Source organism: Streptomyces sp. NPDC051315 (assembly GCF_044455165.1).
In the GTDB taxonomy this organism is placed as follows: domain Bacteria; phylum Actinomycetota; class Actinomycetes; order Streptomycetales; family Streptomycetaceae; genus Streptomyces.
Map to the genome: position 1 here is coordinate 82,491 of NZ_JBITEN010000012.1, position 24,493 is coordinate 106,983.

32 protein-coding genes are annotated in these 24,493 nt (G+C 72.4%); 16 read left to right on the plus strand and 16 right to left on the minus strand.

The features are described 5' to 3' along the window. The first annotated feature begins 228 nt into the window (after window positions 1–228). Entirely contained in the window at window positions 229–1,704 is a 1,476-nt protein-coding gene (locus tag ACIBBD_RS23110; RefSeq protein WP_399421376.1) for a sensor histidine kinase, read from the plus strand. A gap of 171 nt (window positions 1,705–1,875) precedes the next feature. Here the strand turns inward: ACIBBD_RS23110 and ACIBBD_RS23115 are convergent, their stop codons facing one another. Then, window positions 1,876–2,133, minus strand: a complete 258-nt coding sequence (locus tag ACIBBD_RS23115; protein ID WP_016639615.1) for a WhiB family transcriptional regulator — start codon at window positions 2,131–2,133, stop codon at window positions 1,876–1,878. Window positions 2,134–2,452: 319 nt separating this feature from the next. Then, window positions 2,453–3,421, minus strand: coding sequence for a diacylglycerol/lipid kinase family protein (locus ACIBBD_RS23120; RefSeq protein ID WP_399421377.1), 969 nt, complete (start codon window positions 3,419–3,421; stop codon window positions 2,453–2,455). Window positions 3,422–3,576: 155 nt separating this feature from the next. On the opposite strand from ACIBBD_RS23120, the gene ACIBBD_RS23125 reads away from it, so the two are divergent. After that, window positions 3,577–4,029 carry a hypothetical protein gene (locus ACIBBD_RS23125; protein WP_399421378.1) on the plus strand — a complete coding sequence of 151 codons (453 nt, stop codon included), beginning with the start codon at window positions 3,577–3,579 and terminating at the stop codon, window positions 4,027–4,029. 57 nt (window positions 4,030–4,086) lie between these two features. Here ACIBBD_RS23125 and ACIBBD_RS23130 read toward each other — a convergent pair whose 3' ends face one another. The 3 genes from ACIBBD_RS23130 to ACIBBD_RS23140 all read right to left on the minus strand — a co-directional run bounded on the left by ACIBBD_RS23130 (window position 4,087) and on the right by ACIBBD_RS23140 (window position 6,164). After that, window positions 4,087–5,202 (minus strand): RNA polymerase sigma factor SigF, encoded by a 1,116-nt coding sequence (locus tag ACIBBD_RS23130; protein ID WP_399421379.1) that lies wholly within the window; start codon window positions 5,200–5,202, stop codon window positions 4,087–4,089. Between the two features lie 17 nt (window positions 5,203–5,219). Then, on the minus strand, window positions 5,220–5,633 hold the full coding sequence (locus tag ACIBBD_RS23135) for an anti-sigma regulatory factor (protein WP_004925829.1): 414 nt from the start codon (window positions 5,631–5,633) through the stop codon (window positions 5,220–5,222). 270 nt (window positions 5,634–5,903) lie between these two features. Beyond that, entirely contained in the window at window positions 5,904–6,164 is a 261-nt protein-coding gene (locus tag ACIBBD_RS23140) for a UBP-type zinc finger domain-containing protein (protein ID WP_399421380.1), read from the minus strand. Between the two features lie 60 nt (window positions 6,165–6,224). On the opposite strand from ACIBBD_RS23140, the gene ACIBBD_RS23145 reads away from it, so the two are divergent. Beyond that, window positions 6,225–7,823 (plus strand): Na+/H+ antiporter, encoded by a 1,599-nt coding sequence (locus ACIBBD_RS23145; RefSeq protein WP_399421381.1) that lies wholly within the window; start codon window positions 6,225–6,227, stop codon window positions 7,821–7,823. A gap of 249 nt (window positions 7,824–8,072) precedes the next feature. On the opposite strand, the gene ACIBBD_RS23150 is transcribed toward ACIBBD_RS23145, so the two are convergent. Then, window positions 8,073–9,032 (minus strand): 1-aminocyclopropane-1-carboxylate deaminase/D-cysteine desulfhydrase, encoded by a 960-nt coding sequence (locus tag ACIBBD_RS23150; RefSeq protein ID WP_399421382.1) that lies wholly within the window; start codon window positions 9,030–9,032, stop codon window positions 8,073–8,075. Window positions 9,033–9,144: 112 nt separating this feature from the next. On the opposite strand from ACIBBD_RS23150, the gene ACIBBD_RS23155 reads away from it, so the two are divergent. Both ACIBBD_RS23155 and ACIBBD_RS23160 read left to right on the plus strand, forming a co-directional pair. Next, the gene (locus ACIBBD_RS23155; protein WP_399421383.1) at window positions 9,145–10,551 is read left to right on the plus strand and encodes a family 2B encapsulin nanocompartment shell protein; all 1,407 of its coding nucleotides are present in this window, start codon (window positions 9,145–9,147) and stop codon (window positions 10,549–10,551) included. Window positions 10,552–10,663: 112 nt separating this feature from the next. Then, on the plus strand, window positions 10,664–11,785 hold the full coding sequence (locus ACIBBD_RS23160) for a family 2 encapsulin nanocompartment cargo protein polyprenyl transferase (protein WP_399421385.1): 1,122 nt from the start codon (window positions 10,664–10,666) through the stop codon (window positions 11,783–11,785). 413 nt (window positions 11,786–12,198) lie between these two features. Here ACIBBD_RS23160 and ACIBBD_RS23165 read toward each other — a convergent pair whose 3' ends face one another. Further along, window positions 12,199–12,789, minus strand: coding sequence for a TetR/AcrR family transcriptional regulator (locus ACIBBD_RS23165; protein WP_399421386.1), 591 nt, complete (start codon window positions 12,787–12,789; stop codon window positions 12,199–12,201). A gap of 121 nt (window positions 12,790–12,910) precedes the next feature. On the opposite strand from ACIBBD_RS23165, the gene ACIBBD_RS23170 reads away from it, so the two are divergent. The 3 genes from ACIBBD_RS23170 to ACIBBD_RS23180 are packed head-to-tail and all read left to right on the plus strand — an operon-like array spanning window position 12,911 to window position 14,090. Continuing rightward, on the plus strand, window positions 12,911–13,498 hold the full coding sequence (locus ACIBBD_RS23170) for a dihydrofolate reductase family protein (protein WP_399421387.1): 588 nt from the start codon (window positions 12,911–12,913) through the stop codon (window positions 13,496–13,498). Window positions 13,499–13,516: 18 nt separating this feature from the next. Beyond that, a complete protein-coding gene (locus tag ACIBBD_RS23175) occupies window positions 13,517–13,786 on the plus strand; it encodes a hypothetical protein (RefSeq protein WP_399421388.1) in 270 nt (89 codons plus the stop codon). A 52-nt stretch (window positions 13,787–13,838) separates the two neighbouring features. Then, window positions 13,839–14,090, plus strand: a complete 252-nt coding sequence (locus ACIBBD_RS23180) for a hypothetical protein (protein ID WP_399421389.1) — start codon at window positions 13,839–13,841, stop codon at window positions 14,088–14,090. Here the strand turns inward: ACIBBD_RS23180 and ACIBBD_RS23185 are convergent, their stop codons facing one another. Further along, window positions 14,091–14,843, minus strand: coding sequence for a VOC family protein (locus ACIBBD_RS23185; protein ID WP_399421546.1), 753 nt, complete (start codon window positions 14,841–14,843; stop codon window positions 14,091–14,093). 330 nt (window positions 14,844–15,173) lie between these two features. Between ACIBBD_RS23185 and ACIBBD_RS23190 the strand changes: the two genes are divergently transcribed. From ACIBBD_RS23190 to ACIBBD_RS23200, 3 genes are read left to right on the plus strand one after another with little or no spacing between them, the layout of a single operon-like run. Beyond that, window positions 15,174–15,722: a DUF5994 family protein gene (locus ACIBBD_RS23190; protein ID WP_399421390.1), complete on the plus strand. Its 549-nt coding sequence runs from the start codon at window positions 15,174–15,176 to the stop codon at window positions 15,720–15,722. Next, on the plus strand, window positions 15,719–15,928 hold the full coding sequence (locus tag ACIBBD_RS23195) for a hypothetical protein (protein WP_399421391.1): 210 nt from the start codon (window positions 15,719–15,721) through the stop codon (window positions 15,926–15,928). Before ACIBBD_RS23190 ends, ACIBBD_RS23195 begins: the two co-directional genes overlap by 4 nt. Continuing rightward, the gene (locus tag ACIBBD_RS23200; protein ID WP_399421392.1) at window positions 15,925–16,407 is read left to right on the plus strand and encodes a DUF5994 family protein; all 483 of its coding nucleotides are present in this window, start codon (window positions 15,925–15,927) and stop codon (window positions 16,405–16,407) included. Before ACIBBD_RS23195 ends, ACIBBD_RS23200 begins: the two co-directional genes overlap by 4 nt. Window positions 16,408–16,931: 524 nt before the next feature. Here the strand turns inward: ACIBBD_RS23200 and ACIBBD_RS23205 are convergent. The 6 genes from ACIBBD_RS23205 to ACIBBD_RS23230 form a co-directional block, all read right to left on the minus strand. Next, window positions 16,932–17,087, minus strand: a complete 156-nt coding sequence (locus ACIBBD_RS23205; RefSeq protein ID WP_399421393.1) for a DUF6131 family protein — start codon at window positions 17,085–17,087, stop codon at window positions 16,932–16,934. Window positions 17,088–17,172: 85 nt separating this feature from the next. After that, window positions 17,173–17,778: an alkaline shock response membrane anchor protein AmaP gene (locus ACIBBD_RS23210; protein WP_399421394.1), complete on the minus strand. Its 606-nt coding sequence runs from the start codon at window positions 17,776–17,778 to the stop codon at window positions 17,173–17,175. 29 nt (window positions 17,779–17,807) lie between these two features. After that, window positions 17,808–18,512 (minus strand): DUF6286 domain-containing protein, encoded by a 705-nt coding sequence (locus tag ACIBBD_RS23215; RefSeq protein WP_399421395.1) that lies wholly within the window; start codon window positions 18,510–18,512, stop codon window positions 17,808–17,810. Between the two features lie 52 nt (window positions 18,513–18,564). Beyond that, window positions 18,565–18,897 (minus strand): Asp23/Gls24 family envelope stress response protein, encoded by a 333-nt coding sequence (locus ACIBBD_RS23220; protein WP_399421396.1) that lies wholly within the window; start codon window positions 18,895–18,897, stop codon window positions 18,565–18,567. 77 nt (window positions 18,898–18,974) lie between these two features. Then, a complete protein-coding gene (locus ACIBBD_RS23225; protein ID WP_399421559.1) occupies window positions 18,975–19,145 on the minus strand; it encodes a hypothetical protein in 171 nt (56 codons plus the stop codon). 120 nt (window positions 19,146–19,265) lie between these two features. Continuing rightward, window positions 19,266–19,751 carry an Asp23/Gls24 family envelope stress response protein gene (locus ACIBBD_RS23230; protein ID WP_399421547.1) on the minus strand — a complete coding sequence of 162 codons (486 nt, stop codon included), beginning with the start codon at window positions 19,749–19,751 and terminating at the stop codon, window positions 19,266–19,268. A gap of 153 nt (window positions 19,752–19,904) precedes the next feature. Between ACIBBD_RS23230 and ACIBBD_RS23235 the strand changes: the two genes are divergently transcribed. From ACIBBD_RS23235 to ACIBBD_RS23245, 3 genes are read left to right on the plus strand one after another with little or no spacing between them, the layout of a single operon-like run. Beyond that, complete coding sequence (locus ACIBBD_RS23235) at window positions 19,905–20,480, plus strand: RNA polymerase sigma factor (RefSeq protein ID WP_399421397.1); 576 nt, start codon at window positions 19,905–19,907, stop codon at window positions 20,478–20,480. Then, complete coding sequence (locus ACIBBD_RS23240) at window positions 20,471–21,142, plus strand: hypothetical protein (protein WP_399421398.1); 672 nt, start codon at window positions 20,471–20,473, stop codon at window positions 21,140–21,142. The genes ACIBBD_RS23235 and ACIBBD_RS23240 overlap by 10 nt, the downstream gene beginning before the upstream one ends. Next, complete coding sequence (locus tag ACIBBD_RS23245; protein WP_399421399.1) at window positions 21,139–21,516, plus strand: hypothetical protein; 378 nt, start codon at window positions 21,139–21,141, stop codon at window positions 21,514–21,516. Before ACIBBD_RS23240 ends, ACIBBD_RS23245 begins: the two co-directional genes overlap by 4 nt. A 551-nt stretch (window positions 21,517–22,067) precedes the next feature. Here the strand turns inward: ACIBBD_RS23245 and sodN are convergent. Continuing rightward, window positions 22,068–22,463, minus strand: a complete 396-nt coding sequence (gene sodN / locus ACIBBD_RS23250) for a superoxide dismutase, Ni (protein WP_399421400.1) — start codon at window positions 22,461–22,463, stop codon at window positions 22,068–22,070. 146 nt (window positions 22,464–22,609) lie between these two features. Between sodN and sodX the strand changes: the two genes are divergently transcribed. Then, window positions 22,610–23,044: a nickel-type superoxide dismutase maturation protease gene (gene sodX / locus ACIBBD_RS23255; RefSeq protein ID WP_399421401.1), complete on the plus strand. Its 435-nt coding sequence runs from the start codon at window positions 22,610–22,612 to the stop codon at window positions 23,042–23,044. On the opposite strand, the gene ACIBBD_RS23260 is transcribed toward sodX, so the two are convergent. Continuing rightward, window positions 22,948–23,577 (minus strand): CGNR zinc finger domain-containing protein, encoded by a 630-nt coding sequence (locus ACIBBD_RS23260; RefSeq protein WP_399421402.1) that lies wholly within the window; start codon window positions 23,575–23,577, stop codon window positions 22,948–22,950. The two genes, sodX and ACIBBD_RS23260, sit on opposite strands and share 97 nt — an antisense overlap. A gap of 115 nt (window positions 23,578–23,692) precedes the next feature. Between ACIBBD_RS23260 and ACIBBD_RS23265 the strand changes: the two genes are divergently transcribed. Then, window positions 23,693–24,463, plus strand: coding sequence for a class I SAM-dependent methyltransferase (locus ACIBBD_RS23265; protein ID WP_399421403.1), 771 nt, complete (start codon window positions 23,693–23,695; stop codon window positions 24,461–24,463). The last annotated feature ends 30 nt before the right edge of the window (window positions 24,464–24,493 follow it).

Consider the following 24,493-nt stretch of genomic DNA (forward strand, 5'->3'; position numbering starts at 1 on the left):
GGAGCACCGCCACGCTTCCGTCTTCCCCGCACAGGAAGGCGGACCGAGGATCCGGAGCTCTCTGCCCTGACTGCCTCCGGCTCCTCACCTTCGGCCGACCGGGACCGCACACCCCACGGCCGATACTGCTCCGGGCTGCGGTGCCGGGAGGGTTGAGGGTCCCTCCCAGGCGCCGCGGCCCGCGGGTGTTTTTCGGGCAGGTCCGAACCCCCGGGTACGCTCGCAGACGTGCCCTCCATGAACGAACTCGTACGCCAGCACACCGCGCTCGGTGACTCCGACCTCGAGTGGCTCCACCTGCTGGTCTCGGAGTGGCAGCTGCTCTCCGACCTCTCCTTCGCCGACCTGGTCCTGTGGGTCCCCACCCGCGACGGAACCCGCTATGTCTCCGTCGCCCAGATGCGCCCCAACACCGGCCCGACCTCCTACCAGGACGACATGGTCGGCCACCTCGTCCCCCGCGGCCGCCGCCCCCTGCTGGACGCCGCCCTGGACGAGGGCCGGATCGTGCGCGAGGGCGATCCGGAGTGGCGCGAGGAGGTCCCCGTCCGGGTCGAGTCGATCCCCGTACGCCGCGAGGGCCGTGTCCTGGGCGTCATCGCCCGCAACACCAACCTGCTCACCGTGCGCACCCCGAGCCGGCTGGAGCTGACCTACCTCCAGAGCGCCTCCGACCTCGCGCAGATGATCGCGGCCGGCTCCTTCCCCTTCCCCGACCAGCAGATGGACATGGACGCGGCCCCCCGCGTCGGTGACGGCCTGATCCGCCTCGACGCGGACGGCATCGTCCAGTACGCCTCCCCGAACGCCCTCTCCGCCTACCACCGCATGGGTCTCGCCTCCGACCTGGTCGGCCAGCACCTCGGGCAGACCACCGCCGAACTCGCCCCCACCCGGGGCCCGGTGGACGAGGCGCTCGCCAAGGTGGCCAGTGGCTGGGCGCCCCGCGAGTTCGAGATCGAGGCCAACGACGGGGTCATCCAGTTCCGGGCGATCCCGCTCAAACCCAAGGGCACCCGCATCGGTTCGCTCGTCCTGCTCCGGGACGTCACCGAACTGCGGCGCCGCGAACGCGAGTTGATCACCAAGGACGCGACCATCCGGGAGATCCACCACCGGGTGAAGAACAACCTTCAGACGGTCGCCGCCCTGCTCCGCCTCCAGGCCCGCCGCATCGAGTCCGAGCGGGGACGGGAGGCCCTGGAGGAGGCGGTCCGCCGCGTCGGCTCCATCGCCATCGTCCATGAGACGCTGTCCCAGAACCTGGACGAGCGGGTGGAGTTCGACGAGATCGCCGACCGCGTCCTCGCGATGGTCGCGGAGATCTCCCCGGGCAAGGTCGCCGGCCGGCGCACCGGACGCTTCGGCATCCTGGACGCGGAGGTCGCCACCCCGCTGTCCATGGTGCTCACCGAGATCCTCCAGAACGCCCTGGAACACGGCTTCCGTGAGGGCGACACCGGCACGGTCGAGGTCTCCGCCGTCCGCGGCGGCACCACGAAGGAGGCCCGTCTGCTGGTCACGGTCCAGGACGACGGCGTCGGCCTGCCCGCCGGCTTCGACCCGCACACCTCGGGCAACCTCGGGCTGCAGATCGTACGGACGCTGGTGGAGGGGGAGTTGGGCGGCACCTTCGACATGGTCGCGGCGCCGGAGCGGGGCACGCAGGTGATCCTGGACATCCCGGTGCGGGCGCAGAAGTAGGCCGTACGGACACAGCAAGAAGCCCCGGACCGGTCAGGGGTCCGGGGCTCAACATGCTCGTTGCCAGCAATTGCTGCGCATCGGGGGTACTGCGCGCTGCGGCTCGGGGGCGGGAGATGCGTACTCGCTGTACGCGCCGCCAAGCTCAGGCTGTGTGCGGGGCGGGTGTTGTCAGGCGGAGGCCTGACGGGCCCGGTTGCGGGCGGCGCGGCGCTTCATGGCACGGCGCTCGTCCTCGCTGAGACCACCCCAGACGCCGGAGTCCTGGCCGGACTCGAGCGCCCACTGCAGACACTGCTCCATAACCGGGCAGCGACGGCAGACGGCCTTGGCTTCCTCGATCTGCAGCAGCGCAGGACCGGTGTTGCCGATGGGGAAGAAGAGCTCGGGGTCTTCCTCGCGGCAAACGGCGTTGTGACGCCAGTCCATGGCTGCTACCTCTCCTTGGTGTTACGTGCAGGTGCTTGTGAATGTGAACGCTTTCACGAATCCCTCAACAAGTGAAGGGCCACCAGCCAGGTTCCCTGGCGTTGGTCCTGTGGATTGAAGAGGGGTTCTGGTGATCAGTGGAGGCCGATGTTGCGGGCCGTCCCGATCGCCACGTAGAGACTCGCAAACCTCAGCGGCGGATACAACCCCTTCCGGAAAGTTTTTTTTGATTCCTCGGTGTCGACTAGGTCACAGCCGTACTTCCATGGGGTGGATCCTGGCCTAAACGTTCGAGTGAAAGGACTTTCGCCTCTTCTGCTCACACAATCACACGCAGTGCACGGCGTACGCCTGTGAACGTCACGCTGGTACGCAGCCCCAGGTGGTCACCGTCCATCTGGAGGGGTAGCGGGGCCTTCGAATGCAAGGTGAACTGGTCCAGATCGTGCAGTGAGACGGCGTGCTTGCCGTGGGGTCCCCGCTCGGGGGACGAAGTGAGCAACTGCGTTCCATACCGGACAACCGCGGCGGTGGACAGACGGCTGAGACCGAATACGTCGAGCCCGGTATCGAACGAGGCCTTAGGTGATGCGTACACCGGGCGATTGCCCAGATAGGTCCACGGAGCCGTGTTGCAGACGATGGACAGCACCAAATCGGTCACCGGGTCCGCGCCCGGACGCTCCAGGGTGATCGACCCGTGCCGGCGCTGCGGCTCGCCGAGGAGCTGGCGCATCGCCTGGCGGACGTAGAGAGCGTGTGTGGATTTCTTGCCGCGTTCGCGGTGTTGCTCGACCCGGCCCACCACACCCGCGTCGAAGCCGAGCCCGGCGTTGAAGGTGAACCAGCGGGCCGGCACCGCCTCGTCCTCGGTCCCGGGGGTGCCCGAGGTCAGCCCCAGCCCGACCGTGCGCTCGCGGCCCTCGCGCAGCGCGTCCAGCAGGGCGCCGGTGGCCTCCACCGGATCGTTGGGCAGGCCCAGGGCGCGGGCGAAGACGTTGGTGGAGCCGCCGGGGACCACGGCGAGGCCGGGCAGGTGCTCGGGGTCGGGTCCGGCGTGCAGAAGGCCGTTGACCACCTCGTTGATCGTGCCGTCGCCGCCCAGGGCGACGATCATGTCTATGTCCTCGCTCTGCGCCGCCTGCCGGCCCAGATCGCGCGCGTGACCGCGGTACTCGGTGGTGACGGCCTCGAGCTTCATCTCGCTCGCGAGCGCGTGGATGAGGACGTCACGCGTCCGTGCACTCGTAGTGGTTGCTGCCGGATTGACCACAAGGAGTGCACGCATGGAGGGCAGCGTACCTACTGGGCGGTACCAGGGCACAGGCCGATCAGGGATCGGGTAAGAGATCGAGCCGTGAGCCTCGACACCAGGTGTGGCGGCGCGTACGCGCCCCCGTGGGCGCCCGAGGGCGGGCCGGGTGTGAGGGCTACCCTTCAGGGGTGAGCAGTGAGCAGACCCCCGCCGCCCCGGAAGCCGCCGGCCCCCGCCCGCGCCGTCTGACGTACGCCGCCGGGCTCACCGCCCTGGAAGGGCTGGCGCTGCTCGTCGGCGGGGTGTGGATGCTCATCCTCGGGATCACCGGGGACCCGGACGACCGGCAGCAGGCCGTCACCGGCGGGGTGACGCTGATGGTGCTCGCGCTGCTGCCGCTGCTGGCCACCCGCGGACTGCTGGGCCGCCGCAGCTGGAGCCGGGGACCGGCCGTCATCACCCAGATCATGGCGCTGCCCGTCGCCTACAACCTGCTGCAGGCCGACAGCATGGCCATCCCGGCCGGGATCGCGCTCGCGGTCGTCGCCGTCGCCGCGCTCGTCCTGCTCGTCAACGGTGAGACGACCCGGGCCCTCGGGATCCGGGGGCCCGGCAACACCGACACCGGCGCACGGAAGTAGCGGTCGGTCCTGGGAAGGCCGTCTCTCGGAAAGCCGTCGCTGCCCGAGCGGTGACGGTCACTCCTCCACGAGCAGCTTCTCCCGCAGCTGTGCCAGCGTCCGCGCCAGCAGACGCGAGACGTGCATCTGCGAGATGCCCACCTCCTGCGCGATCTGCGACTGGGTCATGTTGCCGAAGAAGCGCAGCAGCAGGATCCGCTTCTCGCGCGGCGGGAGATCCTCCAGCAGCGGCTTGAGCGACTCGCGGTACTCGACGCCCTCCAGTGCCTCGTCCTCCGCGCCCAGCGTGTCCGCCACGGCCGGGGACTCGTCGTCGGTGTCGGGCACGTCCAGGGACAGCGTGGAGTAGGCGTTGGCCGACTCCAGGCCCTCCAGGACCTCCTCCTCGGAGATCGCCAGCTTCTCGGCGAGCTCGTGGACGGTGGGGGAGCGGCCGTGCAGCTGCGAGAGCTCGGCCGTCGCCGTCGTCAGCGACAGACGCAGCTCCTGGAGCCTGCGCGGCACCCGCACAGCCCAGCCCTTGTCGCGGAAGTGCCGCTTGATCTCGCCGACGACCGTCGGGGTCGCGTACGTGGAGAACTCCACCCCGCGGTCCGGGTCGAAGCGGTCCACCGACTTGATCAGACCGATGGTGGCGACCTGGGTGAGGTCGTCCAGCGGCTCACCGCGGTTGCGGAAGCGGCGGGCGAGGTGCTCGACGAGCGGAAGGTGCATCCGGACCAGCTGGTTGCGCAGCTCCGCGTACTCCGGGCTGCCCTGGCTCAGGCCGCGCAGCTCGAGGAACATCGCCCGCGCCCCGCTGCGGTCCTGCGGCTCGCGATGCTGGGGCTCGCGGTCCTGCGGCTGGCGGTCCTCAGGCTCGTGCCGCGTGCCCGGCACGCCCTGTTCGTCGTCTCGCTCGTGCTCGCTCATCGTCCCGCCCGTCGCCCTCTGTCGAGCCCTCGCCTGCGCCCGGCCGGGGGTGCCCCCGATCCGCCTCTCCCTGGGCGAGTCCTGCACGGCACTGTCCGGGGCGCCGGCCCGCGCGGAGGGCGAGTCGTCCTCCGGGTGCGGCCGGGCCTGCTCGGGAATGCCGTCGATGCCGTCCGCCGTGCGTCGGGAACCGCCCGGAGTGACCGAGTTGTCGGCACTCTCGGCCGGCAGCTCCCATGTGCCGCGCTCTTCGTCCCGCACCGGCCCGTCCCCGTTCCTCACGCCGGCCCGGGTCCCGCGCCGCGCTGTTTGTAGAGGCTGATCGAAACGGTTTTGTCCTCGTCCACGGCAGAGGAGACCTTGCCCGCGAGGGCGGACAGCACGGTCCAGGCGAAGGTGTCGCGCGAGGGCGCGTGGCCGTCCGTGGTGGGCGCCGAGACGGTGACCTCCAGCGAGTCGTCGACCAGGCGGAAGACACAGCTGAGCACCGAGCCGGGCACGGCCTGCTGGAGCAGGATCGCGCAGGCCTCGTCCACCGCGATGCGCAGGTCCTCGATCTCGTCCAGGGTGAAGTCCAAACGGGCCGCGAGGCCGGCCGTGGCCGTCCGCAGCACCGACAGGTAGGCACCCGCAGCCGGCAGCCGGACTTCCACGAAGTCCTGGGTCGCGGGCTCGCCTGCGATCTGGGACACCCTCACCTCCAAGGTGGTACAAGCTTTTCGGGGCCGAGGGTCGCCCCCCGGGGTAACGCGTCTTTGGTGCAGCGGTGACGCTACCGCGCTCTCAAGTGTCCTGTCCCCGGGACCCCAACCCCCTGGCGTCACTCACAGTAAAGCTGTGAACACGCTCCGTGTCTAGGGGTCTGCGGGCCCGAACGGGAAGAGGGCGCGCCGGGTTGACGTACCCAGACGTCAGATGCTCGAACCGTACCCGCTGGACCGGCCGGCCGTCCCGGGGCCGGCTCATACGAGGACGTGGTCGACGAAGCACCAGCGCCAGTTCTCACCGGGTTCGAAGGTCCGCATGACCGGATGACCGGAGTCCTTGTGGTGTTCTGTGGCGTGGCGGCCCGGCGAGGAGTCGCAGCAGCCGACGTGGCCGCACGTCAGACACAGCCGCAGCTGCACCGGGTGGGTGCCGTCCCGCAGACACTCCGGACAGGTCTCGCCGAGGGGGACCGGTTCGGGGTGCGGCAGCGCGTCGGCGTGCGTGCACTGTTTCATGATTGCCAGGTTACGACGGGCGTACGGACGCCCGCGCGGAAAAACGAGGGCGGGCGAAACATGGACGTGATGCCACTGCTGTTGCTGGTGGCGGGCAGTGCGGCGATCGCCGCGGCGGCCCGGCGCACCCCGGTGCCCGCGCCCCTGCTCCTGGTCGCCGTCGGCCTGGCCGTGTCGTACCTCCCGGGGATCCCCGACTACACCCTCGACCCCGACGTCGTCCTCCCGCTGCTGCTTCCCCCGCTGCTGTACACCTCCGCCACCGACAGCTCCTACCTCGACCTGCGCGCGCAGGTGCGGCCCGTGGCGCTGCTGTCGGTCGGGTACGTGCTCTTCGCGACGGTCGTCGTCGGCTGGGCCGCCCACCTGCTCGTCCCGGGGCTGCCGCTGACGGCGGCGCTGGTGCTGGGCGCGGTCGTGGCGCCGCCGGACGCGGTCGCGGCGACGGCGGTGGCCCGCCGGGTGGGCCTGCCATCGAAGATCACCACGATCCTCCAGGGCGAGTCCCTCCTGAACGACGCCACCGCCATCACCGCCTACAAGGTCGCCCTCGCGGTCGTCGTCGGCGAGGGCGCCTCCTGGGCCGGCGGGATCGGGGAGTTCCTGGTGGCGGCGGTCGGCGGTACCGCGGTCGGCCTGATCCTGATGGCCCCGCTGCACTGGCTGCGCACCCACATCAAGGAGCCCCTCCTCCAGAACACGCTCTCCCTGCTGATCCCGTTCGTCGCGTACGCGGCCGCCGAACAGTTCCACGCCTCCGGTGTCATCGCCGTGGTCGTCGTCGCCCTCTATCTCGGCCACCGCGCGTGGGAGGTCGACTTCGCCACCCGCCTCCAGGAGGAGGCCGTGTGGAAGATGGTCGCCTTCGTCCTGGAGTCGGCGGTCTTCGCCCTGATCGGCCTGCAACTGCCGGTCGTCCTGAGAGGACTCGGCGCCTACGAGGGCGTGGAGGCCGCCTGGTACGCCGTCGCCCTCTTCCTCGTGGTCGTCGCCGTCCGCTTCCTGTGGGTGTACCCGGCGACCTTCCTGCCCCGGCTGCTGTCGAAACGCGTCCGTGAACGCGAGGAGGACCCGACCTGGCGGGGGCCGATCGTCATCGCCTGGGCCGGCATGCGGGGCGTCGTCTCGCTCGCCATCGCCTTCTCCATCCCCCTCACCGCCGACCACGGCGAGGCGCCCTTCCCACACCGCAACCTCATCCTCTTCCTGACCTTCACCACGGTCATCGGCACCCTGGTCGTGCAGGGCCTGAGCCTGCCCCCGCTGATCCGTCTGCTGAGGTTCCCCGCCGCCGACCCGCAGGCCGCCACGCTCGCCGAGGCCAACGCGCAGGCGCAGGCCTCCCGGGTCGCCGAGGAACGTCTGGACGCCCTGCTCACCGACGAGCGCAACGCCCTGCCCCCGCCCCTCGCCGACCGTCTGCGCACCGTCCTGGAGCGCCGCCGCAACGCCGTCTGGGAACGCCTCGGCCAGGTCAACCCGGTCACCGGCGAGACCGTCGACGACACCTACCGCCGCCTGTCCCGCGAGATGATCAGCGCCGAACGCGAGGTCTTCGTCCGCCTCCGCGACGGCCGCTACATCGACGACGAGATGCTCCGCACCCTCCTGCGGCGCCTGGACCTGGAGGAGGCGGCGGCCTACCGGGAGGCGGGGTGAGCCGTGCGCCCGTCGGCCGCCGGTCCCGCGGCCGACGGGCAGCCGGGGACGGCGAAAACGGCGGTTTCCGCCGCGTGCCGTGCCGTGTCCCGCTTGAATGAGGGGACGCCCGCCCGGACGGCGGTCTGGGGACGACGAGTTGGTCATCTCGGCCGCCCACAACCTGGCGGCACTCACGTCGCTGCGCGAGCAGAGGGACGCGGGCGCTGCCGGCCGTCGCCGCCCGGCCACCCGACGGCACCGCATCCGTCACCCGTCGAACGGGGCTCCCGTGACCACGGCCGCCACGGCGGTCCCGGGCGCGAAGGCTCCTTCCTCGGCCAGGGTGACCAGTCCGTACAGCAACTTGGCGACATAGAGACGTTCGACCGGCAGGCCGTGGCGCTGCTCGAAGTCCTCGGCGAAGGCGTCCAGGGCGGGGGTGGTGCGGGCGTAACCGCCGAAGTGGAAGCGGTCGTCCAGCCGCCAGTCGCCCCGCGGGGCGCCGAAGGCCTCCGTCTGCAGTGCCCGTATGCCGGTGCTCAGGAAACCGCCCTTGAGAACCGGTATGCCCAGGGCCCGCTCGCCGGGGCCGAGCCCGGCGGCGAGACCCGCGAGGGTGCCGCCCGTGCCGCAGGCGACGGCTGCGACGTCGGCCCGGCCGCGCAGCTCCTCGCCGAGCGCCCGGCAGCCGCGGACGGCCGCCGCGTTGCTGCCGCCCTCGGGGACGACGTACGCGTCCTCGGCGCCGACCGCGCGCAGGACGGCGGCGAGGGTGTCGGGGTCGGTCTTGCGACGGTAGGCCGAGCGGTCGACGAAGTGCAGCCGCATGCCGTCGGCCGCGCAGCGGGCCAGGGAGGGGTTCAGCGGCCGGTCGGCGAGCTCGTCGCCGCGCACCACGCCGACCGTGGTCAGGCCCAGCAGGCGGCCGGCGGCGGCCGTGGCCCGCAGGTGGTTGGAGTAGGCGCCGCCGAACGTGACGATCGGCCGGCCGGCCGCAGCCGCGAGGTTCGGCACGAGCTTGCGCCACTTGTTGCCGATCAGCTCCGGGTGGATCAGGTCGTCCCGCTTGAGCAGCAGCCGTACGCCGTGCCGGGCGAACCGGTCGTCGGTCACCTCCCGGAGCGGGGAGGGGAGCCGGGGGCGCAGGGCGGCGGGGTCGGTCACCAGGCCATTGTCGAACACCGTTCGGTGCGAAAACTCGCTCTGCCCCGACCGCACATGATCCATTCCCGCTCTTTCGTGTAATAGCACCAGCACGCTTCGTGATGGAAGGGTGGTTCACGAGAACAGTGCGTCGGCGCAGTACGGCGCCTGTGACTGATTGGGAGGGCATTTCTCTATGTCGGTAGGCGAAGAGGTCCGCACCGAGCAGGGCAAGCCGCAGCAAAGTCTCGGCACCGTGGCCGCGCGGAACCTGGCCACCACGACCAAGTCCGTGCCGCAGATGCAGGAGATCAGCTCCCGCTGGCTGCTGCGGATGTTGCCCTGGGTGGACGTGCAGGGCGGCACGTACCGGGTGAACCGGCGATTGACATACGCGGTCGGCGACGGCCGGATCACGTTCGTCAAGACCGGCGACCGCGTCGAGGTCATCCCCGCCGAACTGGGCGAACTGCCGGTGCTGCGCTCGTACGAGGACGAGGAAGTGCTCTCGGAGCTGGCCTCCCGCTGCCGGCAGCAGGAGTACGGCCCGGGCGACGTCATCGCCTCCTTCGGCAGCCAGAACGACGCGGTCTACCTGCTGGCGCACGGCAGGGTGGAGAAGGTCGGCACCGGCCCCTACGGCGACGACCAGGTCCTCGGGGTCCTCGCCGACGGCGCCTACTTCGGCGACCACGCGCTGCTCGACGGCGACTCCATCTGGGAGTACACCGCCCGCGCCCACACGGCCAGCACGGTCCTGATCCTGTCCCGCCAGGACTTCGAGCAGGTCGCCGAGCGCGCCGACTCCCTGCGCGAGCACGTCCGGCAGCAGCGGGCGATCCCCCGCCAGCGCACCAACAAGTACGGTGAGAAGGCCGTCGACCTCGCCGCGGGCCACTCCGGCGAGCCGGACATCCCCCACACGTTCGTGGACTACGACGCCCGGCCGCGCGAGTACGAACTGAGCATCGCCCAGACCGTCCTGCGCATCCACACGCGCGTGGCCGACCTGTACAACCAGCCGATGAACCAGACCGAGCAGCAGTTGCGGCTCACGGTCGAGGCGCTGAAGGAGCGCCAGGAGCACGAGCTGGTCAACAACCGGGACTTCGGACTCCTCCACAACTGCGAGTACGACCAGCGGATCCAGCCGCACGACGGCGTGCCGAGCCCCGACGACATGGACGAACTGCTCAGCAGGCGCCGCGGCACCAAGCTCTTCCTCGCCCACCCGCGCGCGATCGCCGCGTTCGGCCGCGAGCTGAACAAGCGGGGGCTCGTCCCCGAGACGATCGACGTCGGCGGCAACCGGATCCCCACCTGGCGCGGGGTGCCGATCTACCCGTGCAACAAGATCCCGGTCACCGAGGCCCGGACCAGCTCGATCATCGCGATGCGTCTCGGCGAGCAGGACCAGGGCGTCATCGGTCTGCGGCAGTCCGGTATCCCGGACGAGCTCGAGCCGAGCCTGTCCGTGCGGTTCATGGGCATCAACGAACAGGCCATCATCAAGTACCTGGTCACGGCCTACTACTCGGCCGCCGTGCTGGTCCCGGACGCGCTGGGCGTCCTGGAGAACGTCGAGATCGGCCGCTGGCAGTGACCTCGCCCGCGCGGACGCCGTGTCCCCGCCCGCCGGGGCGGGTACACCGAGGGCGTACCTGCCGGGTGACCGTACGTCCGTCACCGTCCGCGGACCCTGCGAGGGGGACCCCATGACCGACTTCGTGACGGAGGCCAGGCCGTACTCGGGTGACGCGCGGGAAAGGCGGGAGCCCATCGCGAGCCACGGCGACGGTGGGACGGGAGCGTTCGACGGGCAGGAGGCGGCGGCGATCCTGGAAGCCGCCCGGCTGTCGGTCGATCCCGCCCTGAGGGCGGCCCTCGGCTCGCTGCCCGGCTCCATGCGCCGGATCGCGCTGTACCACTTCGGCTGGGAGCACGCCGACGGCACACCGGCCGCGGGCAACCCGGGCAAGGCGATCCGCCCGGCGCTGGTACTCGCCGCGGCCGCCGCCCTCGGCGGGCAGACCGCCCGCACGGCGGCCGTGCGGGCCGCCGCGGCGGTGGAACTGGTCCACAACTTCACGCTGCTGCACGACGACGTGATGGACCGGGACACCACCCGACGGCACCGCCCCACCGCCTGGACGACGTTCGGCGACGCCGACGCGATCCTCGCCGGGGACGCCCTTCAGGCACTGGCCCTCGGACTGCTGGCCGAGGACCCGCACCCGGCGTCCTCGGCGGCCGCCGCCCGCCTCGCGGCCTGCGTGATCGAGCTGTGCGCCGGGCAGCAGGCGGACACCGCCCTGGAGAAGCGCGGGCCCGCCGACGTCACGCTCGACGAGGTCCTCGCCATGGCCGAGGCCAAGACGGGCGCCCTGCTCGGCTGTGCCTGCGCCGTCGGCGCGCTGTACGCCGGGGCGCCGGACGATGACGTCGAGGCGCTGGACGCGTTCGGCCGGGAGGCCGGGCTCGCCTTCCAGCTCATCGACGATGTGATCGGCATATGGGGCGATCCGCGGCACACCGGCAAGCCGGCCGGCGCGGACCTGGTCGCCCGCAAGAAGTCCCTGCCGGTGGTCGCCGCCCTCACCTCCGGCACCCCGGCCGCCGCGGAACTGGCCGAGCTGTACGCCGTCCCCTACGACCAGGCCGATCTGGAGCGCACCACACTCGCCGTCGAACGGGCCGGCGGGCGTGCGTGGGCGCAGGAGCAGGCGGCCGACCACATGGCGCGGGCGATGTCCGAACTGGCCCGGGCGATCCCGGACCCCGAGTCGGCGGGCGGTCTGCTGTCCCTGGCGGAGTTCGTGACCCGGCGCACCACGTGACGCCGCCTACGCCCTGAAGACCCCGGGGTCCCCGGCACCGCGCGGCTCCTGACCCCGCACGGTCACCGGGGGCCCCGGCCCGGCGGGTCCCGCGCAACCCCACGGTGCGCGGGACCCGCTTCGGTGTGTGCGGGCGTTGGTGCCGTGCGGGGGTGCGGAACGCTTCGGCGTGTGAGGGTGTTGGCGCCGTGAGGGGGGCGGACCACTTCGGCGTGGGCGCGGGGTCTTGCCGTGTGGGGTGCGGGGCGGGTGCGCGACGGGTTTTGCCGTGTGGGGGCGGGTCGCGCCTGGATGTGTGCGCGGGGTCTTGCCGTGTGGGGGCGGGTCGCGCCTGGGTGTGTGCGGGTTCGCGCCGTGCGGGGTCGGGGTCGCGCCTGGGTGGGGGCGGCGCGTGCCTGCCGTGCCGCGCGGCCTCAAGCCCGCGGCACCACCGTCTCCACGATCCGTTCCACCAGTCCCTCCGGCACGGTCACGTCCGGCAGGGCGCCGTCCAGGACGCCGGGCAGGGTCAGGTGCTCCAGGATCAGGCCGAGCATGGCGAGGTAGAGGACGACGACGGTCTCATCACCGCCGGGCAGACCGGCCTCGCGGTGGAACCGCATGCCGTACTCCAGATCCGTACGCACCGACTCGGTGTAGGAGGAGCGCAGTTGGGGGCGGCGGGTGGCTTCCAGGCGCATTTCCAGGAGGGCGAGGTATCCGGTGCGGTCGCGGACCGCGCGGGCCATCAGGTCCCGCATGAGTGCCGTGACGAGGGAGCGGTCCTTCGGGCGCTTCATCAGTTCGGCGAGCGCGTGCGGGTCGGGGGCGAGGCGGGTGTGCAGGCGGGCGTCGATCTGGCGCAGCAGGTCGTCGCGCCCGGTGAAGTAGTTCGACGCGGTGCCCACCGGCACCCCCGCCGCCGCGTCCACCGCGCGGAAGGTCAGCCCCCGCGCGCCCTCCCGCGCGAGCACCTCGACCCCGGCGTTCACCAGGGCCGCGCGCCGTTCCGGATTTCCGGCCATGCGGAACCCTCTCTCCCACTTTCTCCCTTTCCGGGGAAGCCCCGGAAAACACCTTGCAACCACTACAAGTGGAGTACTACAACTGTCGTGGTTAGAGATCAGCCTACGGAAAGAGACCGGCTTGCGAAAGCTCACCTACTTCGTCGCCTGCTCCATCGACGGCTTCATCGGCGACCCCGACGGCGACGCATCCTCGATGTACGCCTTCCTCGACGAGGAGTTCATCGGCTACCTCACCTCGACGTACCCGGAGACCATCGCCACCCCGGGCCGCGTCCAGATGGGCATCGAGGACGCGGAGAACCTGCACTTCGACACCGTGATCCAGGGCCGCGGCAGCTACCAGGTCGGCCTCGACGCCGGCCTCACCAGCCCGTACGCCCATCTGCGGGAGCTCGTCGCCTCCCGCACCCTCGGCGCCTCGCCCGACCCGAACGTCGAGGTGATCGACGGTGACCTCGTCGCCCGGGTCCGTGAGCTGAAGGCCGAGGACGGAAAGCTCGGCATCTGGCTGTGCGGCGGCTCGCGGATCGCGGGCGAACTGCTCGACGAGATCGACGAACTCGTCATCAAGACGTACCCGCAGGTCTACGGCTCCGGCATGCCGATGTTCGGCGGCACCGGGTTCTCCGTGTCCGACTTCGCCCTGGAGTCGGTGCGCGCGTTCTCCAACGGCGTGCTGGTACGCGTGTACGCACGCAAGCGGTGACGGGCCTACCCTGGTGGCATGGACAGGGAACACCAGGTCTGTCCCGCCTGCGGGCAGCCCGTAGACACCGTCGTCCGGCGCCACAAGACCCTGGGTGCGTGGGTTCCGCGCTGGGTCCCGGGACCGTGCCACAACCCCGAGTGCGAGGCGTACGTCGAGCCTGGCGCCGAGCGGCACGGTCACAGCGAGCACCACGGCCACACGGAGCACCACGACCACCCCGAGCAGCAGCACGACCGTCCCGGTCCCGTGGAAGAGGCCGAAACCCCTGCCTCCCCCGCCTCGTGACCTTGGTCGAGGCGTTGGCGTGACCCGCATGGCCGAACGGGGAGGGGCGGACGTGACCGATGCGGGAAGGCGGCGTCGCCGGTTGTGGCGGTGGGCGGTGGTCGTCTGGCTCGTGACGGCCACCGCAGGGGGCGGCCTGACCCTGTGGCTGCAGGATGCCGCCGAGCCGCCCGAGCCGCGTGGCGGTCAGGAGAGCGGCGCGCCCGCTCCCCTGCTGGGGGTGGAGGTGGGCGAGGAACACGCGTGTCCGCCGCCGCAGGAGGAGGACACCGTCGTCGACTGCCTGTTCGTGGAGAGTCGCTAGCTAGTGCGCAGCGGGGGTTCCGGGCAGTCCTCCCGTCTGCGGGTCGCGTCCGGTCAGGCAGTACAGGCCGCCCGCCGGGTCGCGCAGCACCGACCAGTGCGAGTGGGTGGCGACCAGGGCCGCGCCGAGCCGCTCGTGCCGGGCGCGCACGGCGTCGATGTCCGGTCCGCAGGCCAGGTCGAGGTGGGCGGAGAGGGGACGTTCGTCGTCCAGCCGTTGCAGGAGGACGCGGATCGGCAGCCCCGGCGGCGGTGCGACCGAGTGGAACTCGGGCAGGGAGCCCGGCCGGGACGACCAGGTGGGCAGCAGATCGCTCCAGAAGGCGACTTCGGCGTCGTACGCGGACGGCGGGACGTCGACGCAGACCTGGTCCAGACGGCTGCCGGACACCACGGGAGGGCGTACCGACTCGCCGTGCCAGGGGACCGCGCAGAACAACTGCCCCGCGGGGGAGCGCAGGACGGCCCAGCCGTCGTGCGCGGCGACCTCCTTCGCCCCGAGGTCCACCGCGGCCCGCACGAATCCGGACACGTCGTCGACGCAGAAGTCGAGGTGCGCTCCTCCCTCGCCCTCGGTGACCCCCTGGGCCTTCACGCACGCGTCGGCGGCTTCCGGCAGCAGCGTGACGAACTCGCCCCCGTCGCCCCGCGGTTCGGACAGGTGCGTGTCCGTGACGGCGGTCCAGAACGCACAGGCCCGCTCGAAGCGTTCGGCGGGCCGGTCGACGAAGGCGTACGTCCAGCGGATGCGGATGCTCATGGGGCGATCGTAGGCGGGCGTGGCGCGCCGCCGGGGTGGGGTTGTGCCGCCTCCCCCGCGCGACGGTGGTGGCGTACGGGATCCGTCCGGTCGGCCCACGGGTCCACCGAGGGGGCCGCGGGGGGCGTCCCCGGTGCGCCGACGGGCGCCGGTGGCCACGGTCCCAAGGGCAGGAAGATACCTGGTCACCCTTGGCCTTGCGGGTCGGCGGGCGGAGTAGTGTGAAGGCACCGGAGGTCTTCGCGCACCGGCTCCGACCCGGTGCCGTTTCCGGTGATCGACGATGCCGGGCCGTCCCCACGAGCCCGGGGGCAGGTCAGCGCCATGACCGTGACCATCGACCGTACGGCGTCGAACAAGCGTGCGCCGTCGCTGCCGGCTCGGCTGTCCCTGACGCCCGCGGCGGGCGGACCGGACGGCATGTGGTGGCCTCGCTCCCGTGCCCTCACTCGTGAACTGCCGTCGCTGACGGCCGCCCCGGGCGGCTTCTGGGGCCGCGTCACAGGCGTCACGGTGAACCCGGCGTACTGGCCCCTCATCCCGCGTTGGGTGTCCGCCGCCGGGCGCACCGTGCGGGTGGGCTGGTTCACCGGGGAGCGGGATCCGCACCGGCTGCCGGTCTTCTTCACCGGTGGTAGCCGGTACGTGCTGGTGATCGCGCCGGACACCGGTGGGGATGCCGCCGCACGGCCGATGGCCGACGACGGCTTCGACGTCCCGGGCCGGGAGGCGGCAGCGGACAGCGTCGACACCCGAGGCCGCGGAACAGACATGGGAGGCCGGTGGCGGGGCAGCGCCGCCGGCCTCCCCGCGCCGGCCCATCGGCTCGACCGGGCGTTCGCCCGCCGGCCGCCGGAGGTGAAAGAACCATGACTGCCATCACCGTGGCCGCGATACCCGTCCTGATCGCCGTGGGAGTCGTCCTGATCCACCGGCTCAACGGTCAGCACAACGAGCGCATCGCCGCCTTCCCCTACAGCGACGCCCTGCCGGGGATCGGGCGCCGGACCCGGCGGCACCGAGGGCCGACGGGGGAAGCGACCGCCGACCGGCGCACCAAGGACGGGCGGACCCCGTGACCGACTCCGACACCCCCAAACTGCTGCCGGACACCCTGTACCGGTCGGTGACACCCGGTACGGCCCTGCTGAGACTGGCGACGACCCACGCACGCGAGGGGATCCTGGACGGTGCCTGGTGGCCGCGGTCGCGGGACATCGGCGCCGAGCTCCCCTCGCTGATCAGCGCGCTGACCGAGCACCTCGGACCTGTCACCCGCGTCGGCCTGGACAGCACCGCCTGGGACGAACTGCCGACACGGCTGACGGTCGACGGCCGGCTCGTCCACATCGACTCCTTCCCGGTCGGCGACGACACCGTCCTCGTCTCCCGGGGCGACCGCGATCTCTTCTCCCTGATGGTGATCCCGCCGGACACGGCGCCCGACGCGGCACGCGCCGCGATGGCCAAGGCCGTCCGGGCCGACAACATCACCGAGGCCGGACAGATCCTCATCGGCGTCGACACCGGCGGCGACACTCCGCATCCACCGACCTGACACCGCCGCCGCGGACCGGCTCGCCGGGAGCCCGATCCGGTCTCCGGCAGCTCGATTCGGTCTTCGAGGGCGCGGGCCGGTCTTCGGGGGCGCGGGCCGGTCTTCGAGGGCGCGAGCCAGTTGTCGGATGCCGGGCGCGTGACCGTTTGACCGACGGGGGAGAGCGCCTACTTGGGTCGTCGTGTCCACGATGGATCTCTACGCGGAAAGCGCACAGGAACCCCCGACACCGCGACTGCGCGCAGTCGCACGCGGCTCCGGCCGGTCGGTCGGCCCGGGTCACTGCTGCGGCCCGCCCGTCGTCACGACCGGACGGGCCGGTCGATCCCCGCCTGTACTCGTTCGGCAAACCCGGCACGACATCCACCACGCCGACCCGGCCCGCGCCCGGACGGCGACGTCCGTAGCGGAGCGACCTCTGCGCCGCCGTCATCCGCCTCCTCCGACACCTTCGGCCGGATGTGCTGACGTGCGTCCTCCGTTCCGGCCCGCGTTGCCGCGGGCCGGAACGGACCGGACCCCGATCACCAGTAGTGACGTCGCCCGGCGACGGCGTGTCCCATCGATCCGAGGATCCACAGAATGGCTCCGACGACCACCAGGATGATTCCGATGGTCCACAGGATGGACACCCCGGTGACGAAGCCGATGACGAGCAGAATGATGCCCAGGACGATCATGATCGCTCCCTTGGGGAGTAGTGCTGGCTCCCCTGCGAACCGCTGAGGACCGCAAGGGGCGGATACGGAAGGGTCGGTCTCCTCCTCACTCCGCGCGGTGTGCTCTGTGACGGGCGACCCGTAGGCGGACCTCGGTGGGCATGTCGGCGAAGCCGGTGGACCGACGAGCGGTCCGCAGCGGACCTCGGCAGAGTGCGTCCAGGGCGGCGCGGGGCGCCTCCTGGGGCCCGAGGGTGACCCTGACGCCGGTGTGCGGGTGGGCAGGCTGACCCGTGATGCGCACGGCCGTACGCTCGATCCCCGGCAGGGCACCGGCTTCGGCGGCGATCGCGTCGCCGAGCACGTGGTCGCGCAGTTCGACGCCTTCCTGCGGGTGCGCGCCGCCGACGGGCAGCGCTCCGGGGCGGCGTCGGCGCAGCTGGGCGAGCAGCCACCACAGGGCGAGCAGGGCGCAGACGGCGAGGGCGGCTAGGACCGCGGGCCACCACCAGCCCTGACTGCTCCAGCGGGCCCGGTCGGCGGAGCCGAGCAGGACGTCGTCCGGGCCGGTCAGAGGCCAGCCGGCGGGCGGGGCCAGACCGTATCGCCGGTAGACGTCGAGCCCGGCGAGGAGGATCAGCAGACCACCGCCGAGCAACACCAGTCCGGCGAGGGCCAGAAGACTGCGGTTGAGTACGGGTCGCGGCGTCATGGGCGGGCTCCGGTCCTGGGGGTTCTCCTCTAGGGGGTGCGCTGCCGCACCCGTACGGTGATGCGGGGAGGACGGGCGAGCGCCAGCCCGTCGCGTTCCTCGTGGAGGACGGCGGTGAGGTCGTCCTTCACCTGCCCGGGGTCGCGGAAGCGGACGTCCGCGCGGGCTGTGACGCGGTGGCGGCGCACCCGGACGCGGGCAGCGCCCACTCCGGGGACCCGCATGGCGGCGTCGCGCAGCAGGTCGGCGGCGCCGTCGCGGTCCAGGGAGGCCCGCAGCCCGCGCGAGGGGGAGCGCAGGGGCAGCCAGTGGCGCAGGCCGGGGGTGAGGGCCAAAACGATCAGCCAGAGGCCGACGGCTGCGGCCACGGCGGCGCCCGTGAGCATCCACACGTCGTCCACGGGGCGGGTGGCCAGTTCGTCGGCCAGGTGCCGTCGCCAGGCCGCCGCCGGGCGTCCCGCCCGCACGGCGACAACGTCGACCAGGGTCGCGACCGCGGCCAGGAGAATCCCCGAGGCCACCAGCGCGGCCGGGACGCGGCGCGCGGACCACGGGCGGTGGGTCCGGTGTCCTGTGTCGCGCTCGCCCGCTGCCGCGTCCGGCGGAGGGGGTGCGTCGTGTCCGGGCGGACCGGGTGCTGCCGGCTCCCTCGGTTCCTCGGGCTCCTTCGTCAGCGGCACGGTGTGCGCGGACGGGGCGGGGCCACGGGCGTGAGGACCCTCGTCGGGTGTCATCCCGGTCCTCCTTCCTGCGCGGTGGGCCCTGTGGTGCGGGCCGGGGGGCGGCTCACCGGACCCGCCCCCGGTTCGCGCCGGCGGCGGTCACCAGCCGCCGCACGGTGAGGGTGACCTCTCCGACCCGCAGGCCGGTCAGCTCGGCCACCCGTTCGGCGACGTCCCGCTGGATCCGCTCGCAGACACGGGGGATGTCGGTGGGGTAGGGCAGGTCCATGGACAGGCGCAGGCGCACCGATCCGCTCCGGACGGCGGCGGAGGCGCCGGGTGGCGCCGGTCCGCTCCGGCCGGGCGGCAGGGCGGCGCGCCGGGACTGGGCCGTGCGGGCGGCCTGGGCGGCGATACGGGCCACCACCCGCTCCGGGATGACGGTGGCGCCCCGCACGGCCGGAGGCGGCAGGCCCACGGCCCGCGCCGGTGGGCCGGGCCCTTCGTCGGGGGGTGCGGAACCGGGCCGGGTCCTCACCGCTGCCCCCGGCCACGGAAGTCGAGGTCGCCCTGCGCGACGAGGCCGACGATCAGCCCCGCCGTCCCCAGGACGAGAACCAACAGAAAGGCCCAGAAGCCGCCGAAATAGCCGGCGAAGCCGAGGGCCATCCCGGCCGCGAGGCCCGTCGTCGCTGCGTTCATCATGCACACACCCGTCTGGCGAACGTTACGTCGCCGGTCGTGTGATCAGCCGCGTCCGTCTGGCGAACGTACGTCGCCGGTCGTGTGATCAGCCCGCGCACGCGCCCGGGGCGCGTGCGGGGATCACCGCACGCGGCCCTCGTCCGGTCCGGCCTCTTCCTCCTCGTCGGGGAGGTGCACGTCGGCGACGGCGATGTTCACCTCGACGACCTCCAGCCCCGTCATCCGCTCCACGGCGCCGATCACGTTGGTGCGTACGTCGCCGGTGACGTCGACGATGGAGACGCCGTACTCGACGACGACGGCCAGGTCCACGGCGGCCTGCCGCTCGCCGACCTCGACCTTCACTCCTCGTGTGACGGCTCCGGCTCCGCCTCCGGGGACGTGTTCCCGCATGGCGCCGAAGGCGCGGGCCATGCCCGCCCCGAGGTTGTGGATGCCCGACACCTCGCGGGCGGCCATGCCCGCGATCTTGGCCACCACGCCGTCCGCGATGGTGGTTCGCCCCCGAGTCTCGGCCGGAGCCCCGGCCCCGGTGCGGCCCTTCAGCGCGCTCACACCCGCCTCGGGCCGGCCGCCCCCGCCGACGCTCGTGATGTTGTCCGTCATGGCGGTCGCCTCGATCGATCGGTAGGACACCTGCGTGGTGCCGTCGACAGGTTGGACACGCCGGGCGCCGTACTCCTCATCCAGATGTGGTGTGATGTGCATCACATTGCTGTACGGGGGTACACGGCTCTTCCGAGCCTGCGCGGGGGCGCCATGACCGAACGTATTGCTTCCCCCCGGCCGGGATGTGACCTGCCGGACAGTCTGTTGGCCGTACGGGCGGCCGAGGGGGACGAGGACTCCTTCGCCGTACTCGTCCAGCGGCACAGCCGGTCCCTCCTTGTCCTGGCCCGCTGCATGCTCGCCAACCCCCAGGACGCCGAGGAGGCCGTTCAGGACGCCTTCGTCAGTGCCTGGCGGCGACTGCCGGAGTACCGCCACGGCGCGGAGTTCCGTACCTGGATGTACCGGATCACCGTCAACCGGTGTCTGACCATGCGCCGCCGCCGGCCGCCGCCCCTCCCCCTGGACGCCGTCGGCGAGCCCGCGGCGGGCGACGCCTGGAGCCAGCCCGCCCGGTCCGCCGAGCAGGACGCGGCCACCGCCGCCCTGTCCCGCGCGCTCGCCGAGCTGGACACCGGGCAGCGGGTCTGCTGGATCCTGCGGGAGGTGCAGGGCCTGCCCTACAAGCAGATAGCCCAGGTGACGCGGACCAGTGAGCAGACGGTGCGCGGCAGATTGTTCCGGGCGCGCCGATCCCTGCAGGAGGCGATGGCCCCATGGCGCTAGACGACCCGCACGCGCGCCCCTCCGGACCGCCCGGAGCCCACGGGCCCCGCACCGGCCCGGCCGTCGGCGTGCCCCCGTTCACGGGGGACGAGGTGCTGCCGTGCGGCCGACTGCTCAGCCGGGTCTGGGAACAGGCGCGGGACGCGCCGCCGGCCGCGGACCCGCACACCGTCTCCTGCCCCCACTGCCGGGAGGTCGTGGAGGGCCTGGCCACGCTGAACGCGGCCACCGGGGCCCTGCGCGCCGAGGACCCCCCGGGCCTGAGCGCACTCGCCGACCGCGTCATGGGCGTCGTCGGTGCGGAGATCCGGCTCGGGGTGCTCCTTCCCCTGGCCGACCCGGACCGGGACCTGCGGATCGCCGAGAGTGCCGCGGCGAAGGTCCTGCGGTGGGCCGCGGACGCGGTTCCCGGGGCGAGGGCCGCCGCCTGCCGGCTCGTACCCGAGGGGGAGGGCACCGACGTGCGGGTGACCATGACCCTGGCCGCCGCCCTCGACCGCCCGCTGCCCGACCGGGTCCGTCAGGTGCGCCGGTCGGTCCTCGACTCCGCCGGGCAGGACCTGGGCCTGGCCGTGACGGCCGTCGACATCACCGTGGTCGACGTACTGGAGCCGGGGCCGCCCCTGGGCCCCGGCCTCCCGGTCGGCGGTGGTACGCGATGACCACCATCCCCCCGACCGCGCTCCTCGGCGTCGCGGCCGAGGCGGCCCTCGCGGTCCCCGGTGTCGACGGCCTGCAACCCCGCCTCTTCGACCGCCTCACGGCGGCCGCCGCGCCCGCCGGGACGGACACCCCGTCTCACCGCACGGCGCCCGAGGCGGGCGTCCGCGCCGACGTGGCGCCGGACGGTTCGGGATGGCGCATCGAGGTGCGCTGCGTCCTGGCCGAGGGCCGGCGGGCGCTGGACATCGCCCGGAACGTCCACGACCGGGTGGGGGATGCCGTCGTCTCCCACCTCGCCGCGCTGGGTGCCGAGGAGCGGGTGACCGTCGCGGTCACGGTGACCCGTATCGCCGCCCGGCACGACGCGGTATGACCGCGAGGCGACCTGCCTCCCGCGGCGACCGTCCACCCGTGGCGGGGGAACTCCGCAGGCCCCTGTGGGCTGCCCGCACCGTGCGGAGGCCACCTCCGCCGCCGGGTACGTCGGCCTTCGTCCGGTGTCTTGCGGACGGGGCGGACGGGGCGGACGGGGCGGACGGGGCGGACGGGGCGGACTGTCTTCTCCGGGGCCGCGTCGTCGACCGCCGTCAGGGCGCCGGGTTCCCGGGGCTGACGCCGGGGAGGGCGAGTGCGGCGGTCCGTGGCCAGGTTGCCGCCTCTTCACCGACATAGGTCCGCCCCGACGTCGTCGCCTGCCGCGTGACCGAGAGGGCGGCCGGGGCGGGGTGATCTCCCGCGCGATCTCCGGGCGCGGTGACGGTCGGTGGGCGTGAGGTACGGAGGTGATCGTCCGCGTGCCGGACCGCGAACAAGACCGCACCCGGACCGTCATGGACGCCGTGCTCGGCGGCCTGCGGGCCGGGTGCGGACAGGAAGACCAGGCGACCGAAAGGGTAATCGCAGGTCAATCGGCATGATCGAGGATCAGGCCTTCTTGGTCTCCCAGAAGATCTTGTCGATCTCGGCGATCAGCTCCAGGGCCTTCTCACCGGTCTTCGGGTCCGTCGAAGCCTTGGCGGCCGACAGCGCCTTCAGGGTGTCGTTGACCAGCTGGTGCAGCTGGGGGTACTTCTCGAAGTGCGGGGCCTTGAAGTAGTCGCTCCACAGTACGGAGACGTGGTGCTTCGCGAGCTCGGCACGCTGCTCCTTGATGACGGTGGCGCGCGTCTGGAAGTGCGGGTCGTCGTTGGCGGCCATCTTCTCCTGCACGGCCTTCACCGACTCCGCCTCGATGCGGGCCTGGGCCGGGTCGTACACGCCGCAGGGCAGGTCGCAGTGCGCGCTGACCTTGACCTTGGGGGCAAACAGGCGGGAAAGCATGGAGCGTTCCTTCCTCGTGATCGTCTTCTCAGGTGGGACATTACTCCCTGCCATACGGGTTTTCGCGAGTGCCCCCATGGGCTTAGGACAAAAGTCCGGGGTCAGACTGGGACTGGTGGACGAACGGACCAGGGGAGGTGCCGGCGATGCCGGAGCTGTCGCGGGAGACCGAGCGGGGGAGGGCGGCCGCGCCCTTCGGACTGGCCGAGGTGACCGGCCCGTCCATGGTGCCCACCCTGCACCACGGGGACCAGCTGGTCGTGCAGTACGGCGCCCGGGTCAGGCCCGGTGACGTCGTCGTGCTGCGGCATCCCTTCCAGCAGGACCTGCTCGTCGTCAAGCGGGCGGCCGAGCGCCGCGAGGGCGGCTGGTGGGTGCTCGGGGACAACGCGTACGCGGGCGGCGACAGCACCGACTACGGGGCCGTGCCCGACGACCTGATCCTCGGCACGGTGCGGTTCCGCTACCGGCCGTTCCGGCGGGATCAGCGCTCGCCGCTGGCGGTGCTGCGCTGGGCGCTGTCGGCGGCCAGGCCGGTGCTGGCCGACCGGTCGGCCTCCAGGCGTTTGCGGGCGCGGTAGGCGGCGACGTTGGCGCGGGTGGCGCAGCGGTCGGAGCAGTAGCGCCGGGAGCGGTTCGTGGAGGTGTCCAGGTAGGCGTTGCGGCACGGGGCGGCCTCGCACAGGCCGAGGCGGTCCACGCCGTACTCGGTCAGGTGGAAGGCCAGGCCCATCGCGGCGATGGCCGCGTAGCCCGCGGTCGCGTTCGACGGGTGGTCGGCCAGGTGCATGTGCCACAGCGGGCGGCCGTCGTCGTCGCGGAAGTCGTGGCCGGAGATCTGGGGGCTGACCGGGAACTCCAGCAGGAGTGAGTTCAGCAGGTCCACGGCGAGGGTCTCGTCACCGCTGTCGGCCGCCTCGAACACGGCGCGCAGCCGGGCCCGCACCGAGCGGAACCGGGTGACGTCCGCGTCGGTGGCGCGCCGGGCCGCCGACTGGTTCCCGCCGAACAGGTCCCGGACGGCCGCGACCGAGGTCAGTGTGTCCTTGCCCCGGGCCGGCTCCTCGCTGTTGACGAGGCGTACGGCGTAGTCCGAGTAATAGGCCAGTTCCACTTGTAGTCCTTACGGCTGGGCTCTATGGTCGTGTGGGCGGTCGGGTAACAGCCGGTCGTGCTTCCAGGGTATTACGCAGGCGACCGAAGAACGGGCTACTGAAGAGGGGGGTCTCATGACCACCAGCACGGGCACCGGAACCGGAACCGACTGGCAGGCCTGGCAGGAGAGCTGGGACCGGCAGCAGGAGTGGTACATGCCCGACCGGGAGGACCGCTTCCGGATCATGCTCGACATGGTCGAGGCCCTCGTCGGCACCGCACCGCGCGTCCTCGACCTCGCCTGCGGCACCGGCAGCATCACCGCCCGGCTGTTGCACAGGTTCCCCGAGGCCACCAGCACCGGCGTCGACCTCGACCCGGCCCTCCTCGCCATCGCCGAGGGCACCTTCGCCGGCGACGACCGGGTCACCCTGGTGACCGCCGACCTGAAGGACCCCGACTGGCCGGCGCGGCTGCCGTGCGACTCCTACGACGCCGTCCTGACCGCCACGGCCCTGCACTGGCTGCACAGCGAACCCCTCGCGGCCCTCTACGGTCAGGTCGCGGGACTCGTCCGCGACGGCGGTGTCTTCATGAACGCGGACCACATGATCGACGAGAGCACGCCCCGGATCAACGCGGCCGAGCGCGCCCAGCGCCACGCCCGTATGGATCGGGCCAAGGAGTCCGGTGTCGTCGACTGGTCCGGGTGGTGGCAGCTCGCCGCCGCCGACCCCGCCCTCGCCGAGCCCACCGCCCGCCGCTTCGAGATCTACGGCGAGCACGCCGACGGCGACATGCCCTCGCCCGCCTGGCACGCGCGCGTGCTGCGCGAGCAGGGCTTCACCGAGGCGCGCCCGGTGTGGGCCTCGCCCTCGGACACGCTGCTGCTCGCGCTCAGGTAGGGCCCCGGGGGGCCGGCACACAGGGAAGGG